The sequence below is a fragment of the Pseudomonas sp. NPDC087614 genome, assembly GCF_044743485.1.
Classification (GTDB): Bacteria; Pseudomonadota; Gammaproteobacteria; order Pseudomonadales; family Pseudomonadaceae; genus Aquipseudomonas; species Aquipseudomonas baetica_A.
In genome coordinates this window covers 56,001-73,670 of sequence record NZ_JBIUWN010000011.1, presented here as the reverse complement: position 1 = coordinate 73,670, position 17,670 = coordinate 56,001, and the positions used below count along the sequence as shown (strand labels likewise).

General features: G+C 52.5%; 14 protein-coding genes and 1 tRNA gene. 9 read left to right on the top strand and 6 right to left on the bottom strand.

The features are described from left to right. Window positions 1–75 precede the first annotated feature (75 nt). Complete coding sequence (gene gabD / locus ACIOWA_RS06890) at window positions 76–1,518, bottom strand: NADP-dependent succinate-semialdehyde dehydrogenase (protein ID WP_339431610.1); 1,443 nt, start codon at window positions 1,516–1,518, stop codon at window positions 76–78. A 442-nt stretch (window positions 1,519–1,960) separates the two neighbouring features. On the opposite strand from gabD, the gene ACIOWA_RS06885 reads away from it, so the two are divergent. From ACIOWA_RS06885 to ACIOWA_RS06870, 4 genes are all read left to right on the top strand, one after another. Beyond that, window positions 1,961–2,037 (top strand) — tRNA-Arg (locus ACIOWA_RS06885). Next, the gene (locus tag ACIOWA_RS06880) at window positions 2,010–3,224 is read left to right on the top strand and encodes a site-specific integrase (RefSeq protein WP_401158934.1); all 1,215 of its coding nucleotides are present in this window, start codon (window positions 2,010–2,012) and stop codon (window positions 3,222–3,224) included. The genes ACIOWA_RS06885 and ACIOWA_RS06880 overlap by 28 nt, the downstream gene beginning before the upstream one ends. 578 nt (window positions 3,225–3,802) lie before the next feature. Then, the gene (locus ACIOWA_RS06875) at window positions 3,803–4,588 is read left to right on the top strand and encodes a hypothetical protein (protein WP_401158933.1); all 786 of its coding nucleotides are present in this window, start codon (window positions 3,803–3,805) and stop codon (window positions 4,586–4,588) included. 105 nt (window positions 4,589–4,693) lie between these two features. Then, on the top strand, window positions 4,694–5,068 hold the full coding sequence (locus ACIOWA_RS06870; protein WP_401158930.1) for a hypothetical protein: 375 nt from the start codon (window positions 4,694–4,696) through the stop codon (window positions 5,066–5,068). Window positions 5,069–5,148: 80 nt separating this feature from the next. On the opposite strand, the gene ACIOWA_RS06865 is transcribed toward ACIOWA_RS06870, so the two are convergent. From ACIOWA_RS06865 to ACIOWA_RS06845, 5 genes are all read right to left on the bottom strand, one after another. Then, window positions 5,149–6,078, bottom strand: a complete 930-nt coding sequence (locus ACIOWA_RS06865; protein WP_401158928.1) for a restriction endonuclease — start codon at window positions 6,076–6,078, stop codon at window positions 5,149–5,151. 52 nt (window positions 6,079–6,130) lie between these two features. Continuing rightward, window positions 6,131–6,718: a hypothetical protein gene (locus tag ACIOWA_RS06860; protein WP_401158926.1), complete on the bottom strand. Its 588-nt coding sequence runs from the start codon at window positions 6,716–6,718 to the stop codon at window positions 6,131–6,133. Window positions 6,719–8,198: 1,480 nt separating this feature from the next. Then, a complete protein-coding gene (locus tag ACIOWA_RS06855) occupies window positions 8,199–8,507 on the bottom strand; it encodes a hypothetical protein (protein ID WP_401158924.1) in 309 nt (102 codons plus the stop codon). Next, window positions 8,497–8,745 (bottom strand): hypothetical protein, encoded by a 249-nt coding sequence (locus ACIOWA_RS06850; RefSeq protein ID WP_401158922.1) that lies wholly within the window; start codon window positions 8,743–8,745, stop codon window positions 8,497–8,499. The genes ACIOWA_RS06855 and ACIOWA_RS06850 overlap by 11 nt, the downstream gene beginning before the upstream one ends. A gap of 57 nt (window positions 8,746–8,802) precedes the next feature. Continuing rightward, complete coding sequence (locus tag ACIOWA_RS06845) at window positions 8,803–9,315, bottom strand: hypothetical protein (protein ID WP_401158920.1); 513 nt, start codon at window positions 9,313–9,315, stop codon at window positions 8,803–8,805. Between the two features lie 125 nt (window positions 9,316–9,440). Between ACIOWA_RS06845 and ACIOWA_RS06840 the strand changes: the two genes are divergently transcribed. The 5 genes from ACIOWA_RS06840 to ACIOWA_RS06820 all read left to right on the top strand — a co-directional run bounded on the left by ACIOWA_RS06840 (window position 9,441) and on the right by ACIOWA_RS06820 (window position 17,068). Next, complete coding sequence (locus ACIOWA_RS06840) at window positions 9,441–9,689, top strand: helix-turn-helix domain-containing protein (RefSeq protein WP_401158917.1); 249 nt, start codon at window positions 9,441–9,443, stop codon at window positions 9,687–9,689. A 411-nt stretch (window positions 9,690–10,100) separates the two neighbouring features. Continuing rightward, a complete protein-coding gene (locus ACIOWA_RS06835) occupies window positions 10,101–13,109 on the top strand; it encodes a type I restriction endonuclease subunit R (RefSeq protein WP_401158915.1) in 3,009 nt (1,002 codons plus the stop codon). Further along, window positions 13,099–14,319 carry a restriction endonuclease subunit S gene (locus ACIOWA_RS06830; RefSeq protein ID WP_401158913.1) on the top strand — a complete coding sequence of 407 codons (1,221 nt, stop codon included), beginning with the start codon at window positions 13,099–13,101 and terminating at the stop codon, window positions 14,317–14,319. The genes ACIOWA_RS06835 and ACIOWA_RS06830 overlap by 11 nt, the downstream gene beginning before the upstream one ends. Then, a complete protein-coding gene (locus ACIOWA_RS06825; protein ID WP_401158971.1) occupies window positions 14,319–15,443 on the top strand; it encodes an AAA family ATPase in 1,125 nt (374 codons plus the stop codon). The genes ACIOWA_RS06830 and ACIOWA_RS06825 overlap by 1 nt, the downstream gene beginning before the upstream one ends. A gap of 5 nt (window positions 15,444–15,448) precedes the next feature. Further along, entirely contained in the window at window positions 15,449–17,068 is a 1,620-nt protein-coding gene (locus tag ACIOWA_RS06820) for a type I restriction-modification system subunit M (protein WP_401158911.1), read from the top strand. The last annotated feature ends 602 nt before the right edge of the window (window positions 17,069–17,670 follow it).

Genomic DNA, 17,670 nt, shown 5'->3' with positions numbered 1-17,670 from the left:
AAAATTCCGGTTTGAAACGACGCAAAGGGACAGCGCTCTCGTGCCCTTTGCGTTTGCAGCAATCCCTTTCCCGGCTTAGATGCCCAGGCAGAGGTATTTGATTTCCAGGTAATCTTCGATGCCGTACTTGGAGCCTTCACGGCCCAGGCCCGACGCCTTGATGCCGCCGAATGGCGCAACTTCGTTGGAGATCAGCCCGGTGTTGACGCCGACCATGCCGTATTCCAGGGCTTCGGCCACACGGAACACACGGCCCAGATCGCGAGCGTAGAAGTAAGAGGCCAGACCGAACTCGGTGTCGTTGGACATCGCGATCACTTCGGCTTCGTCTTTGAAGCGGAACAGCGGCGCCAGCGGACCGAACGTTTCTTCCTTGGCGACCGCTGCGTCTTTCGGCACGTTGGTCAGGATGGTCGGCTCGAAGAAGTTGCCTTCCATCGGCTTGCCACCGGCCAGCACGGTGGCGCCTTTGGCCACGGCGTCAGCGATGTGTTCTTGCACCTTGGCCACGGCTTTTTCGTCGATCAACGGGCCAGTGGTGGTGCCGTCTTCCAGACCGTTGCCGATCTTCAGTTTGGCCACGGCCACTTTCAGCTTCTCGGCGAAGGCGTCGTAGACCGAATCCTGAATGTACAGACGGTTGGCGCAGACGCAGGTCTGACCGTTGTTGCGGTACTTGGAAATGATCGCGCCTTCAACGGCCTTATCCAGGTCTGCGTCGTCGAACACGATGAACGGCGCGTTGCCGCCCAGTTCCAGCGAGACTTTCTTGATGTCCTTGGCACATTCGGCCATCAGTTGACGGCCGATTTCGGTCGAACCGGTGAAGGACAGCTTGCGCACGATCGGGTTGCTGGTCAGCTCGCTGCCGATGTCGCCGGCGCTGCCGGATACCACGCTGAACACGCCCGCAGGAATGCCGGCACGCTGGGCCAGTTCAGCCAGTGCGAATGCGGAGAAAGGGGTTTGCGAAGCAGGCTTGAGCACCATGGTGCAACCGGCAGCCAGCGCCGGGCCGGCCTTACGGGTGATCATCGCGGCCGGGAAGTTCCACGGGGTAATGGCTGCGGTCACGCCGATTGGCTGCTTGATCACGATCAGGCGTTTGTCCGGCTGGTGGCCCGGAATCACGTCACCGTAAATGCGTTTGGCTTCTTCAGCGAACCACTCGATGAACGAAGCGGCGTAAACGATTTCGCCCTTGGCTTCGGCCAGCGGCTTGCCCTGTTCGAGGGTCATCAGGCGAGCGAGGTCGTCCTGGTTTTCGATCATCAGCTCGAACCAGCGACGCAGTTTGCCGGCACGCTCTTTGGCGGTCAGTGCACGCCAGGCCGGCAGCGCTTTATCAGCGGCTTCAATGGCACGGCGGGTTTCGGCAGCACCCATCTTCGGCACGGTACCGAGAATTTCGCCGGTGGCCGGGTTGTTGACCTTGATCGTCTGACCGTTGTCCGCATCGACCCAAGCGCCATCAATGAAGGCTTGCTGGCGGAACAACTGGGTGTCTTTAAGCTGCATGTCGGCTTTCCTTAACAGCACCGCGGCCTGCGCGGAGCAAATTATGATTGTAGAAAGGCGCCTCGCAAGGCTGCCGTCAGGGAAATCAGTGACCGGGTGAGGCGCATCAATCGTGCACGACTCGAAACACCTGCGCTTCAACGCCCAGTCAACGAGCGTTTGAAATCTCAAACGGATCGTAGGAGCAAAGGGTTTAAAGGACAATAGGGCGTTCGAAAAAAAGAACAAAAACGGCGTGTTTGTGAAGTTTTTCAGATCAACGAGCAAAAAACCCCCACCGCAGGAAAACCATAGAACACCCCCGTCAAAGCGCCAAGCGAGGGTTTTGCAGGACGTTACCGCTTTATGGAATACAGCGACTCCAGCCGACACGCGCACTGACAATACGCCCCAAAACCCGGCATGGACGCCCTGACCCGACCTAGGTATGATGTCGCCCGCTGCACCAGTAGCTCAGCTGGATAGAGTACTGCCCTCCGAAGGCAGGGGTCGTGGGTTCGAATCCCGCCTGGTGCACCATCTTCTTTCCCTTGTATTACAAGGGGATAGCGCTCCTGACAGAAACCTGTCCTAGTCCTGAAAGTCGTTTTTGCCACAAATTTGCCACACTTAATGTGGCGGGAATGGTCGAAATGGCAACAATCAGGAATCGCGGCGAGTATCAGTGGGAAGCGCAAATCCGTCGCAAGGGCTATCCAGCCCAAAGAAAAACCTTCGAAACCAAAGCAGATGCCCAGGCCTGGGCGCGAATGATCGAAAGCGAAATCGACCGAGGCATTTTTGTCTCTCGCGTCGAGGCAGAGCGCACCGCCTTTCATCAACTCATTGATCGCTACATCTCAGAGATCGCTCCGAAGCACAAAGGCGCGTACTCGGAAATCAAACGTCTGGAAGCGCTCAAGCGTCATCCGCTGGCTAAGCGCATCGTTGCCACCCTCACCTCCTCCGACTTTGCCCGCTACCGTGACGAGCGCCTGAAAATCCGCAAGGGCAATACGGTCAAGCGTGAGCTGGCATTGTTTCAATGCGTGATTGAGGTCGCTCGCCGCGAATGGGGAATCCATCTTGCCGAGAATCCGGTGCGGATGGTCAGCCGCCCTAGCTATAACGACGAACGCTCGCGGCGGCTGGACCCGGTTGAGGAGCAGTACATTCTCAGCGCCCTTGAGCTTCGAGAGCGCCATGCTGATGGCACCTATGCAGATGCGTCGCACAATCCTTGGATACGGCCCATCGTTCAATTGGCGATTGAGACAGCCATGCGCCGTGGCGAAATTTTCGAGCTGCGCTGGAAGCATGTGAACCTAGATCGCAGGACCGCGCATCTTCCAGCGACTAAGAACGGACTGCCCAGAACCGTCCCGCTTTCACCAAAGGCTATTCAGCTGTTGAAGGATTTGCCGCGCTCGCTGTGCGGTCGAGTCTTCCCCACCACCGCCGACGCTCTCAAGAAGGCCTTTGTGCGAGGCCTGGAGCGAGCGAGGCTGAAATACCTGGGGGATTGCGGGGCGGCGCAGGTAACGCCTCAGGAAGACTTCCTGATCAATCTACGCTTTCACGACCTGAGGCATGAAGCGACATGTCGGCTTGCGACCAAGCTGCCGAATTTGATCGAGCTTGCCAGCGTAACGGGACATCGGGAAGTGAACATGCTGAAGCGTTACTACAACATCACCGCAGAAGAGCTCGCGGCAAAGCTGGCTTGATCAGACCTATGACTACTTCTCAATGGTCAGCTTAGAGCTGACCATTGATCTTGCAACACGCCCGCGCGAACTCAGCATAGGTGCACGGGGCCCTGTTGCCGGGTCAACAATCGCCCGTTGTTGCGGCCTCCTTCCTTCAGAAAACATGTCATCTGTTAAAAAGCTGTCCTAGTGATTGAGCGGCTGATTGGCAAAAGCTGGGCTCACCAGATCAATCGAGCGATAAAGCGATGACAGTAGATTATGAAACTATCCAGAAAATACAGAAGCTTGGCGACGATGTTCTGATTGGCGTGGTTGAAGTAGCAGCGCTGACCGGCTTCAGCGTGCTTACGGTCCGTCAGCGCAAACTGCCGAGGCTTGAGCCTGTACCGGGACTGTCAAGGTTGAGATGGAGACTGGGTGATCTGAGGACTTGGATGCGCACCGGCAACACAGAAAGTCGAGATTCAGCCACCGTCATCGCACCTGTTTCACATCCGAAACGCACAGGGAGGCCCACAAAGAAAGCGCAGGTGGAGGCGCGACAATGACCTGTCCTAGCTCGATTCATCTCCTTTGCACCGGAAGCAGTGAGCATGAGTAGACAACGAACCATTCGGGACCAGAATTTTTGGCGCTCCCCACGCTTACTGAATTGCACCACCGAGGACAAAGTTGCTTTGCTGCACCTGTTAACGGCTCCTGACAGCAACATTACGGGCGTATACCCACTTGTTCCACGCATTGCCGGAGCAGAAATTGGATGGACGGCGGATCAGTGGTTGCAGGTCATCCATCGCCTCCAAGATGAAGACCTAGCCAGGTATGACAACGTCAGACTCATAGTTTGGGTAAAAATCTGGTGGGATCACCACTCTGCTACTCAAGTGACAGGGCCAAAACTACGAGCCAGAGCGTTGGAAGAAATTCGCCGTATACCAAGCGAGTGGCTAGACGACTTTCTGAATGACTTCAAAGAAAGGCTGAACGACGACCAGCAGGATTGGATAGATGAATCCCTCCGGCCGCGCTCAAAGCGATACGTAGAAGAAGACTCGATACTACACGGATGCCATATCGATACCGTATCAGCCGGTGTCATACCTAACACTAAACCTCAACCCAAACTCTCAACCAAAACACCAACGTCTTCGCCCACCTCTTACGAATTGGATATGTCAGGAATCCCTCCTGAACATCGGACGGATGTCCACAGAGCGCTTGTGAAGGCGAAGGTAAGCGGAAAACTTAGACATAGGCCGCAACTCGTAGTCAACGCGATGGCAGAAAATTACCGATCTGCTTCAGGTAAACCACATAGCGCCATGGCCTTAACTCTGTATCTGGCCGAGAATCTGAATGGCGGTAACGAAGTGAACTAGGTTTGTCTGAAGCCAACTCAAACGGGGAGGATGAATGCTATGGCTAGAAGGAGTCGTGCCGCCGTTGAGCGAATAATCCTCCAAGCTCGGATATGGGGGTGGGATATGTCCTGGTCGTTCAGCATGGCCACGCCTACCGATACCAGGCCAATCGGTCACCATTATTCAGAGCATATTGCGCTCAAGCTTTACGGCTCCGTCCGATACCCTGAAGCATTCAAGTACCCAACCTTAGAATGCTACCTACACGTTGACCCATTACTCCTAAGCGACAAGTCGGTTCCTCGCTGCATCGGCTCAATGCAGGCGACTGGCAAAAAACTCATCGCTTATGTCGCCGTTCACAACGACCGCTTGAACAGCTTAGTCATCGCTGCAAGTCGACTTGTTGCCCTGGAGATTAATGCGGAGCCCCTGAGGTACCGCAAGGCTAAGGTGATGGGTATCCACCTAAGCACCGAGCTGGAGTCTGACTGGTAATGGTTCTTTTGATCATAGGGCGCTAGTGTCCAGTGCTCGCTTACTAGACCTCCCCGGTGCCGAGCAACGAATGACGAGGCTCAAAACCCTAATTCCTCGTCGAAGTAATCGCTATCCAGTTTCGGTAGTTTTAGAAGCCGGGACGTTACCCCGACCTCGTGGTCCATCATCAGGTTGACTAGTCGGATGCCATCCACCAGCACCATGCCTTCCACTGAGCGGACAAAGTCGATGCCTTGGGCAGTGAAACCCGACGTAGTGATAAATACCCCTCGCTTGGCCTTTTGCCCAGCAAGTGCTCCATAGAACGCTTGCAACTCAGGACGGCCTACAGTGCCTTGCCAGCGTTTTGCTTGGACATAAACTTTTTCCAGTCCGAGCTTATCAAGCGAAATTACCCCATCAATTCCGCCATCTCCGCTTCCACCAACACGCTGCAAATCGTTTCGGCTAGCCCCGTAGCCAAGGCTGTGCAAGACGTCGAGCACAATGACTTCGAAGCGGTTGGGACTGACTTGTAGCAGGTTATCCAGCAGATCGGCAGCTGTTGCATCGCGTAGTTCACGCAGAGCCTGCTCCAACCGATCGTCTGGGCTCACAGTTGCTGATATAGGTGTAGCTGCGTCTTGCTCTCGCCCATCTAGCGGGACGGCATCTGTGGGGTTCCTAAGCTTCACGTCCATGAAGCCGATGGCGAGTTGCTCAACCTGACCCGCAGTTAGCGGTGACGGGTGCTCTGTTGAATAAGCAGTGCCAGCTTCGGTTAGCTTCCAGTAGCCTCGTTTGGCGCTGGAGGATAATCCTGCGCGTTTGAGACGGTCGTGAGCCCATCCAGCACGGTTCTTATAGGTCGCTTGCCCACTCGCAATCAGCTCTTGCCGCTGTGGTTCGGATAAATTCAAAGCCCGGGCCGCAGCTTCATGCGCGTCGCGTGCTGTCGCACCTTCCGGATTAGCCGCCAGGTAACGCAAGATTGGCTCAATGAATTTGTCGTATGTAGGAACGGACATCAGGATTCCTTTCGCAAGGTTGCCAGCGTGGGCAAATTTAGTAAGCCGCATGTTATTCGGAGCACTCGGTTACCTCGAGGCCTAATGAGCTTGCTAGCCCTCGCGCTTCTGAATCTACCCGTAAGCGGCTGACCACTGCTTGCGCTCGCGCCTTCTCTTTGGCCAGATACTCTTCGATAAAACACTCAACAATCTGCCCCTGACTCAGGCTTGGCGCCGATATCTGACGCTTGAGCCTGTTCAGAATTTTGCGCGCGCTGAGTTGGGCCGCTTCCCGCAGATATGCCCCCAATAGAAGATCGCGAAAAACCCATTCAGAGATCCATCCCTTCGCGAATGCCCAGAACAACAACCGATGGTAGGTATCCCAAGCCATGCGCGAATGGCCACTCAGATAACGGCGCAGGATTCGACCGTCGGCGTCCCTAAAACCATAAATCCCAAGCTCAGTAAGCAATCGCTCCAGCTTGACCTTGGACATACCCGACTTCAGAGCAATACCAGAGAACAGGTACTCGACCATATCCACAGGCACGCGGACAACGAAATTTTTCCTACCGGTGTCCTCATGACGCTTGATCTCACGAAAGACAAACTGGAAAGCTTCTGTTGGGTCGATGTCCGGATGAGATAGCTGCATCTCGCTATTCTTTGGCTAATGGGCGCGGCTGTCAAAGGAGTGCCCAACAGGTTAGTCAATACAAGTATCGGCACTGGAGACGCGAAGCCCGCGAAACTTGGAAGCTCACCGAAGTGCTATGCCGCACGTGATACTTTGAGTGCCGCCCAAAATGAACCCGGTAAATCATTCGAGCACGGCGTCTGAGGTGAATTGGTGCAATCGCTCCCAACGATTCCGGTGCGGAAAAACATAGTGGGATGAATCCAAAAGACAACTGCTGCCTACTACCGCCCATGCGGAGCCTGGGCAATAGCAGCCAGCCTGATAATTAACTGATTATGACCTCGCACTACACAATGAAACGTGCGAACTCCGTAATGAAAACGACGACCCGCATGCCGACTTTTTCGCGAAAATCGTTCAATACATGAGGAGCTATTTGTCCCTCACGAACGCTGGCGGGGCAATGCGCCGTCGGCGACGGCTAGGATCGAAAGAGTCAAGCAAAACGTCCTTGATGCGCTGAGCGGAAATTTCGAGCCCTTCAGGGGAGGCTTTTCGGATAGCACAAATCAACCGCTCACGATTGGAGCGCTTCAGACGCATAATCTCGGCGAAGCTACTTTCGTCGTCACTGGATTGTTCCATAACAACCTCCAAGGCATCTTGAGAGCATCACCGGAGTACTAAACGGCAGTGTCAAATAGCTCTCTCAGATTCGTCACTTTAGCCTTTGTGCTTCCGCATCACCACAAGCGTCCAAAAATCGTCTCACGCTTATCAGCGTCAAGCATACACACATGCTGCTTTCTCTTGTTCTGCAGCAGAAAGTCACTCAAGGCTAGGGGCAACTCGGTAAATCCCAGCCGTCGCTCTACCGTCTTTCACGCCGTCCAATCGTCTCATCCTCAGCTGCTGATGAGTTACGCATTTTTCGCACATGTAATCGTCTTGAATTTGTCTTTTTTTCGTACCCCGTGGCGCCCCCTAAATGCCAACGCCTCTTGCCCCCTGCTGTAACCGGGTAGTGCAAAAATCATCTAAATTCTGAGAGGAAAGACTAGGACAAGGTAGGGTTTGCTATACCGCCAGTACCTGGCGCCTCGCAACCGGAATGCACCAGTCGTTCCACTCCCTCTGCATTGCCTACCTTCCCTGCTCAGGGCAAGCCCCGAGACCCCGACACATGAGCCGGAGCGAGCAACGCCGACGCACAGGATGGCTGCCGGCAATTCGTTGCTTTGAGGAAGAAAAAGCACTGGTACGCGAGAAAGCCCAGGACAGCGGAATGAGTGTTGGTCAGTCGTGCTGCCCGCCGCATTGAAGCGACAGACCAGAAGCAAAAATTGACTCCCACGTCATCAACGAGCTGCGGCGCCTAGGCGGCCTTCAGAAGCATCTTTTCACAGAGGGCAACGGCGCGCTTTCTAAGGAGTACGCAAACCGAGGCTATCAAGCGTATCGGGTGTTGAGGTAAACCCGTTGGCCCCTTGGTGACTCACAGCCCTGTACGTATCTCATGCATTGCCAGGACTTCGTGCTCTGCTAGACCATGACTGCACTGTTCCAACCCTGCCGTCGAGCTCAGCACTTGATGCTCGATTTCCTGTTGCTCCAACAATCTTCCCAACAAGATGACCTCACCGTCCGCCTCCAGCTTACGAAGCTGCTCAGGACAGCTAAACGCCCAACGATCAAGTATTTGCCAGCCACGGGCGTGATAAGAAGGAGAGCGGCGGATGGATTCAATAGTGGTGCTCGCCAACACGTTGGCCGCGATCGATAGCGGCGTGCTGTCACTGTGCATAGGCGTCTCCCACCTTGCGAAGACGTGTAATCATTCTTGTGTTTTGCGCGATCGAAGAAGACCGGAAGCCGCCTTTTTGCTTCAGCTCTCCGATGTGCTGATGGGAAAATCCGAGAGCAGAAAGGGTGGAGACATCATCGCGGGCAAGAGCCAGATTAGCCGAGCGCATCATCGCATTGGCCTGCTCCAGTCGAATGATATCTATCGGCACAGGAATGCTGCTGACGGGATAGCTCATAGATTGCTCCTACTGAATGATGAACTGACGCTCAAGAATGGTAGTCCAGAGGCGTCACTAGGTACCAAGCAACGTATCAAGTCGAGCCTCCGTATTGAGTACCTCTGTCGGCTTCAAAACGAGGCTGAACACGGGAACATCAAAATTGCTGGTCAGTACCTCCAACCGATGATTGTGCTTTCCTACCGGGACGATCCGCCAAGCATTAATTTCGTCAAACCTGAAGAAATGCTCTGCACCTTTGACTGGGTAGGCCAACAGCCTACGTGCAGATCCATCGATACCCAGGTAGGCATCGTTGATCTTTGCGAATACTTCGAGCTGCGGTTGAAAACCTGCGTTCTGGAAACCTGCAACCAGCTGCTTAAGCTTCTCTGCATAGCGTTGGTTAACACGCCAAAACAACCAGCCCCCTCCGACGAAGTAGAAAGCCAGAGCCCAGAACAACCATCGAACGGCCGGATCAGCACCGCCAGCAAACCCCATAAAGAAGGGTAGGTTGAAACCGCACAAAACCACTACAACCAGCAACAACGCACCAACCGGCAAACTCCCGACAATCCATAGCACTCGGAATAGCTCCCAAATCTGCCTCATCATTTTCACTCGCGCCAATGTGCAGCACAAAATATCTGAAATTCAGATATCTTAAAAGCAGATATAGTTTAGTCAGCCGCCCCTCCATATACGCGGCCATGACCAAAGCTATCTATCGACGTGAGCATGAGATTTTACTTCAAGTGCTAAAACGCATGCGCGTCGAGTCCGGAATGACTCAAGCACAGTGCTCTGCCGCCCTCGGTAGACCGCAGTCATTCATGAGTGATGTGGAGCGAGGAGTCAGAAGGCTCGATATTGTTCAGCTTCGCGATCTTTGTCTCGTCCTTAAGACTGATCTCTCAATCTTTTCCCAAGCGTACGAGCAAGCCCTTAACGATGGGTGATGCATGCATCCAATCCTGTTCGGTTCCGACAGGACATGAATGGGCCGAGATCGGCCAGGAATGGACAGTCGCCGCCCGCGACGAAGCTATGCTGAACCGCTGACTGGGTCGCGATATCCCCGTGGTAGGGCTGATCTATGCTGGCTGCGAAAAACACCGCACAGCCCTGGCCGAGCGCCAAGTAACGCGAGTCGAGACGGAGCGGGATTTGGGATAAACGTGCGTCGTAGGATGTGTTGATCAAAGCGAATCCCATCGGCAGCGATCGCGGCAACCGCAAAATGAAATGATGGGTATTGCCAGCTCAATCAATCCTACGAACTACGAACGCAGACCTTTTCCAGCTAACACGTGGCGATTCACAACAGTCATGTTTTACTACGGCCATATGAAGATCGCAGAGCATCATCAATGAGTGAGCAAATAATCGAACAAGGCTTTATCGACAAGCTGATTGAGCTCAAATACAGCTACCGCCCAGACATCAGAGACCGCGCCTCGCTAGAGCGCAACTTTCGCGAGAAATTCGAGGCCCTCAACCGTGTTCGCCTCACTGATGGCGAATTTGCTCGCCTGCTCGACGAGATCGTTACCCCTGATGTGTTTTCTGCGGCGCGTACCCTGCGCGAGCGTAATGCCTTCACCCGCGAAGACGGCACCCCGCTGAACTACACACTGGTCAATATCAAAGACTGGTGCAAAAACACCTTCGAGGTGGTCAATCAGCTGCGCATCAACACCGACAACAGCCACCACAGGTACGATGTGCTCATCCTCATCAACGGTGTGCCGTGCGTTCAAGTTGAGCTGAAAACGCTGGGTATTAATCCGCGCCGCGCCATGGAGCAAATCGTCGAATACAAAAACGACCCTGGCAACGGCTACACCAAAACCTTGCTTTGCTTCCTGCAGATGTTCATCGTCAGCAACCGCGACAACACTTACTACTTTGCCAACAATAACGCCCGCCACTTCTCGTTCAACGCCGATGAGCGCTTCCTGCCCATCTATCAGTTTGCTGACGAAGCGAACAAAAAGATTAACTACCTCGACCGCTTCGCCGAGACCTTCCTCGTCAAATGCACACTCGGCCAAACACTCAGCCGCTACATGGTGCTGATCGCTACTGAGCAGAAGATCATGATGATGCGCCCGTATCAGGTCTATGCCGTCAAAGCAATTGTCAACTGCATCGAACAAAACTGCGGCAACGGCTATATCTGGCACACCACCGGCAGCGGCAAAACACTCACGTCCTTCAAAGCGTCCACCTTGCTCAAGGACAACCCAGAGATCGAGAAATGCCTCTTTGTGGTCGACCGCAAGGACCTAGACCGCCAGACCCGTGAGGAATTCAACAAGTTCCAGGAAGGGTGCGTCGAAGAAAACACCAACACGGCTACGCTGGTACGTCGTCTGCTTTCCGAGGACTACGCCGACAAGGTGATCGTCACCACCATCCAGAAGCTCGGCCTCGCCTTGGATGAAAACAGCAAACGTAACAAGCAGCGCAAACGGAATGACCAGCTCACCTACAAAGAGCAGTTGGCCCCGCTGCGCGACAAACGCATTGTGTTCATCTTCGATGAATGCCACCGCTCCCAGTTTGGCGAGAACCACAAAGCCATCAAAGAGTTCTTTCCCAAAGCCCAGCTCTTTGGATTTACCGGCACCCCCATCTTTGAAGAGAACGCCTCACGGGTGAAAGTGGAAGAACAGCAGGCTTCTTACCAAACTACAGATGAGCTTTTTCAGAAGCAGCTGCACGCTTACACCATTACCCATGCGATTGAAGACACCAACGTGCTGCGCTTCCATATCGACTTCTTCAAACCAGAAGGCAAAAAGACACCCAAGCCTGGGGAAAGCTTGGCCAAGCGAGCCGTGGTCGAAGCCATTCTTGCCAAGCACGACATGGCAACCGCCCAGCGCCGTTTCAATGCCATTTTGGCTACGGCCAGCATCAATGACGCCATCGAATACCACAGGCTTTTTGCCGAACTGCAACACACCAAACAACTGGCCGACACTGACTACGAGCCGCTGAATATCGCCTGCGTGTTCTCGCCGCCTGCCGAAGATAATGCGGATGTCAAACAAATCCAGGAAGACTTGCCGCAAGAAAAGCAGGACAACGACGAAGACCCAGAAGGCAAAAAAGCAGCGCTCAAAGCCATCCTGACCGAGTACAACACCCGCTACGGCAGCAACCACAGCGTCAGCGAGTTCGATCTCTACTATCAAGACGTGCAAAAGCGCATCAAAGACCAGCAATGGCCCAATACCGACCACCCGCATACGCAGAAAATCGACATCACTATTGTGGTCGACATGCTGCTCACCGGCTTCGATTCCAAATACCTGAACACTCTCTACGTGGATAAAAACCTCAAGTACCACGGTTTGATCCAGGCGTTTTCGCGCACCAACCGTGTACTTAATAGCACCAAGCCCTACGGCAACATTCTTGATTTTCGCCAGCAGCAAGAAGCGGTAGATATAGCCATCTCTCGGTTCTCAGGTGAACAAACTGACAAACAGGCCCGCGAAATCTGGCTGGTGGACAAAGCCCCTGTGGTTATTGAAAAACTACAAGCTGCCGTACAAAAGCTGGATGACTTCATGCAATCGCAGGGCGTGGCCTGCGCACCGGAGGCCGTGCATAACCTGAAAGGCGACGATGCCCGCGCCGCTTTTATCGGCCACTTCAAGGAAGTGCAGCGTCTCAAAATCCAGCTTGATCAATACACAGACCTCACCGAAGACAATGCCGCCGCCATTGAACACATCCTCCCAAAGGAAAACCTGCTGGGGTTTCGCGGTGCTTATCTGGAAACCGCCCAGCGACTCAAGGCCCAGCAAGATAAAAACGGTAAGGGCATACATGGCAAAGCCGATGTAGTGGACCAGCTAGATTTCGAGTTCGTGCTATTCGCCTCCGCCGTAATTGACTACGACTATATCGTGGGGCTGATGTCGCGCTTCTCACAGCAAGAGCCCAGCAAGCAGAAGATGAGTCGCGATCAGCTCATTGGGTTGATCCAGGCTGATGCCAAGTTTATGAACGAGCGCGACGACATTGCTGCCTACATCACCACCCTCAAAGCCGGTGAAGGCCTTAGCGAAACCGCTATCCGCGACGGCTATACCCGCTTCAAACAACAAAAAGACGTCGTCGAACTTGCCGACATCGCAGGCAGACACCACCTGGATCCAGCTGCCTTACAAAGTTTTGTGAATGGCATTCTCCAGCGCATGGTCTTCGACGGTGAACAGCTCAGTGACCTCATGGCTCCGCTCGACCTCGGTTGGAAATTACGTGCCCAGGCCGAACTGGCGCTGATGAAAGAATTGCACGACCTACTTATCAGGCGCGCCCACGGCCGCGACATCTCAGGACTTAGCGCGTATGAGCAGTAAGATAAAAACAAACGGCACGATGGAAAACAGCAAGCCCGCGCTGGTGCCGAAACTGCGGTTTCCGGAGTTCCGGGAGGCGGCGGGGTGGAGATATATCCCTCTAAATCATTTGGCGATTCGTGCTAAGCAGAAAAATCGAGACAAAAAAATTGATCGCGTGCTGACCAACTCTGCTGAGTTTGGTGTAGTGGATCAGCGAGATTTTTTTGATAAGGACATCGCTACGCAAGGAAAGCTTGAGGGCTATTTTGTTGTTGAGCTGGGAAGCTACGTCTACAACCCTCGCATATCGTCAACAGCGCCGGTAGGTCCGATATCAAAGAACAAAATTGGCACAGGGGTAATGTCGCCGCTGTATACAGTTTTTAAGTTCAAAGACGAAAGAAACGATTTTTACGAATATTTTTTCAAGACTACCGGCTGGCACACCTACATGCGGCATGCATCTAGCACTGGTGCGCGCCACGATAGGATGGCCATATCAAGCGACGACTTCTTAGCAATGCCTTTGCCTGCGTCGTCATCAGAAGAACAACAAAAAATCGCTGATTGTCTAAATTCACTGGACGCATTAATAGCTACTCAATGCCGCAAAGTAAACGCACTCAAGTCCCATAAAAAAGGGCTGATGCAGCAGCTTTTCCCCCTCGAAGGCGAAATCCAACCCAATCTGCGCTTTCCTGACTTCCGAGAGTCATGGGTCGACATTAAACTCGACAGCCTCAGCATCAGCATATCATCGGGTAGAGACAAGCTCGATCCTGAAGGAGATATTGATCTTTACGGATCGACTAGCGTTATCGGAAAAACGAGAAACCCAAGCTTTAGCGGCGAACGGATACTAATTGCCAGAGTTGGCGCAAATGCTGGATTATTGACCAAAGCAAAGGGCACGTTTGGAGTAACCGACAATACTATCGTTGTCAGCCTTAGACCTTCAATCAATATTGATTTTGTATTTTATTACTTGGAAAGCATCAATATTAACAGACTCATCTTCGGCTCGGGGCAGCCACTGATAACTGGGAGTATTTTAAAAAACCTGCCAATTATGATTCCTTCCGATCTGGAGCAACGAAAGATCTCAGCCTGCCTGTCATCACTCGATGATCTGATCATTACCCAAGGCCTCAAGCTTGAAGCCATGAAGGCCCACAAATTTGGCTTAATGCAGCAGCTTTTCCCATTACTTGCAGAGATCGACGCGTGATGCCTTCTTCTTTTGCTAATTTAACGAATTTAGCACTCCACCTACGCGACGCATTGAATACCAAAAAAATTGTTATTCTCTATGCTTTCAACGGCACTGGAAAAACACGTCTTTCTACGGCATTCAAAGACCTTGGCAAGATCGATGGTGAGCCTGACACCCTTTATTTCAACGCATTCACTGAAGACCTTTTTTACTGGGATAACGACCTTGAGGAAGACCGAGAGCGCAAGCTTAAAATAAACCGCAATTCGCGGTTCATCACCGCACTGTGGGAGCTAGAGATGGAAACTCGAATTCGCCCATTTCTCGCCCGCTATGCGGATTTCGATTTCCGAATTGACACCGAAAATTGGGATGTTATCTTTTCGCGAAAAATACCTAATCCAAATTTCGATGAGAGCGAGACTAACTCTCTAGAAGAACGTACGAAGATGGAAACCCATATTAAGATTTCCCGCGGTGAAGAAAACATTTTCATCTGGTGCTTTTTTCTCGCCGTTGTTCAGCTGGTACTGGATGACACGGAATCTTATAGCTGGGTAAAATACATTTATATCGACGATCCAATTTCCTCTCTCGACGAACATAACGCAATAACCGTCGCTAATCATCTGGCGCAACTGTTAACCAAATCCGACAACATGCCTAAGGCAGTTATTTCTTCGCACCATGTTTTGTTCTTTAACGTCCTAAGCAACGAATTGAAGAAGAAAGCCTATCGCCACTTCATTAAAAAGGGTGCCACCCCAGGAAACTATATACTAGAGGACACAACCAGCAAGCCATTTCTGCACCACCTTGCGACACTGGTTGAACTCAACGAGTCAGTTACCACAGGCGCCATATATACACACCACTTCAACATGCTACGTCGCGTAATGGAACAGACAGCAAATTTTTTCGACTTGAAAGGCTGGGATGACTGCATCAAGATTGAGAATGATGACCAAGATAGAACTCTACACAAAAGAATCATCGATCTAATGAGCCATGGCGATTACTCGATATATGAGCCTAGGGAAATGATGGGTGAAAACAAAGAACACTTTCAAATAATTTTCAGAAACTTCATTGCCACTTATCCTTTTAACGAGACGCTGTTCTCCAGCGAAACTAATTAATCACTATGACCGAAAATCAAAAGCAACTTGGCAAAACCCTTTGGGCCATTGCCGATCAATTGCGCGGAGCTATGGATGCGGATGATTTCCGCGACTACATGCTCTCCTTCCTTTTCCTTCGCTACCTCTCTGACAACTATGAAATAGCGTCCAAGAAGGAGCTTGGAAAAGATTACCCAGAGTTGCCCCTAGACGTTTTTCAAAAAACGGGGGCAGTGACACCTCTGCAAATCTGGTATGAGGAGAACAAGGAGGACATCCCAGCCTTCGAGAAGCAGATGCGCCGCAAGGTGCATTACGTCATTGAGCCGGCGCACCTCTGGAACAGCATCGCCAATATGGCCCGCACCCAAGATGATGAACTGCTCACTACGCTGCAAGCTGGCTTTAAATACATCGAAACCGAGTCCTTTGAGAGTACCTTCCAAGGCCTTTTCTCGGAAATCGATCTGGGGTCCCCCAAGCTGGGCAGGAATTACACGGAGCGCAACACTAAGCTCTGCATCATTATCCAGAAAATCGCCGAGGGCCTAGCAGACTTCTCCACAGATATTGATGCACTAGGCGATGCCTACGAATACTTGATCGGGCAGTTTGCCGCAGGTTCAGGCAAGAAGGCAGGCGAGTTTTATACGCCTCAACAAATTTCCGACGTTCTGTCTGCCATAGTCACCCTTGACAGCCAAGACCCAACAAGCGGCACCAAAAAACGCTTGGAAAGTGTGTTGGACTTCGCCTGCGGCTCCGGCTCGCTGCTGCTCAACGTGCGTAAGCGCATGGGATCGCATGGCATCGGCAAAATTTATGGCCAGGAAAAGAACATCACCACCTACAACTTGGCTCGTATGAACATGCTGCTGCACGGGGTGAAGGACACCGAGTTCGAGATTTACCACGGCGACACGTTGAGTAACGACTGGGACATTCTGCGCGAACTAAACCCCGCTAAAAAACCTACGTTTGATGCCATCGTCGCCAACCCGCCCTTCAGCTACCGCTGGGACCCAACAGAAGCCATGGCCGATGACGTGCGCTTCAAAAACTACGGCCTGGCCCCTAAATCGGCTGCAGATTTTGCCTTTCTTCTCCACGGCTTTCACTTTTTGAAAGACGAGGGTGTAATGGCCATCATTCTGCCCCACGGTGTGTTATTCCGTGGCGGAGCTGAAGAGCGCATCCGCACCAAGTTGCTCAAAGACGGTCATATCGACACCGTTATCGGCTTGCCATCAAACCTTTTTTACTCCACCGGTATTCCGGTTTGCATTCTCGTACTCAAAAAATGCAAGCAACCGGACGACGTTCTGTTCATCAACGCGGCTGAGCACTTCGTCAACGGCAAGCGCCAAAACCAGCTTACGGACGATCACATCGCCAAAATAATCAAGACCTACCAGACCCGTGAACCAGAGTCCCGCTATTCGCGCCGGGTGGAGATGGAGGAGATTGAAAAGAACGGCTACAACCTGAATATTTCCCGCTACATTAGCACGACAACCGCAGAGGCAGAGATTGACTTAAAGGCCGTCAATTACGAGCTGGTGGCGCTGGAAGAAACCATTCAGAAGGCACGAGATAAACACAATACGTTCCTGGAAGAACTGGGCCTACCGCTGTTAGTTTAAACTGCAAAGCCATTCAATAAGACTGCATAACGCGGCACTGCACGGACGCTATTGCCTTGTTATGCGGGTATTAATCACAACCTCTAGCCAGTGTAGGTTCATCGTAGTTTGGTGGCTCGCCAGTGACGATCTGCAAGTCCTGGGCGGCAATTTCTTTGCCGTTCTTGATTCCCGCTCGGCGGTCAAGCCGATCGTCTGCTTATGGCCGCTTACTGCGCTTCACCACTCAGACTGAATCCAGTCGATTAGGTGCGTGGCGAGTTTAGCTTTTGATCAAAATGCCACAAACTTGCCACACTCGCCCCGCTTACCGAGGCGAAAACCCGCTAACTCCAGCTACCACAACCCTTTGATTTCCCGGCTAATCCACGCTAACGTATTGATTCTAAACGTCGACTTTTAGGACTCCGAAGGCAGGGGTCGTGGGTTCGAATCCCGCCTGGTGCACCATTGATTTAAACGAAAAAGCCCCGGACTGTTGTGGTCCGGGGCTTTTTTGTGGGCGTCGGCTTTTCGGGTGAATAATTCCAGCTTTTTGATCAATGAAGCCTCGGCCGGGCGGGCAGTTGTCAACTTAGAGTTGACAACTGCCTTCAAACGCA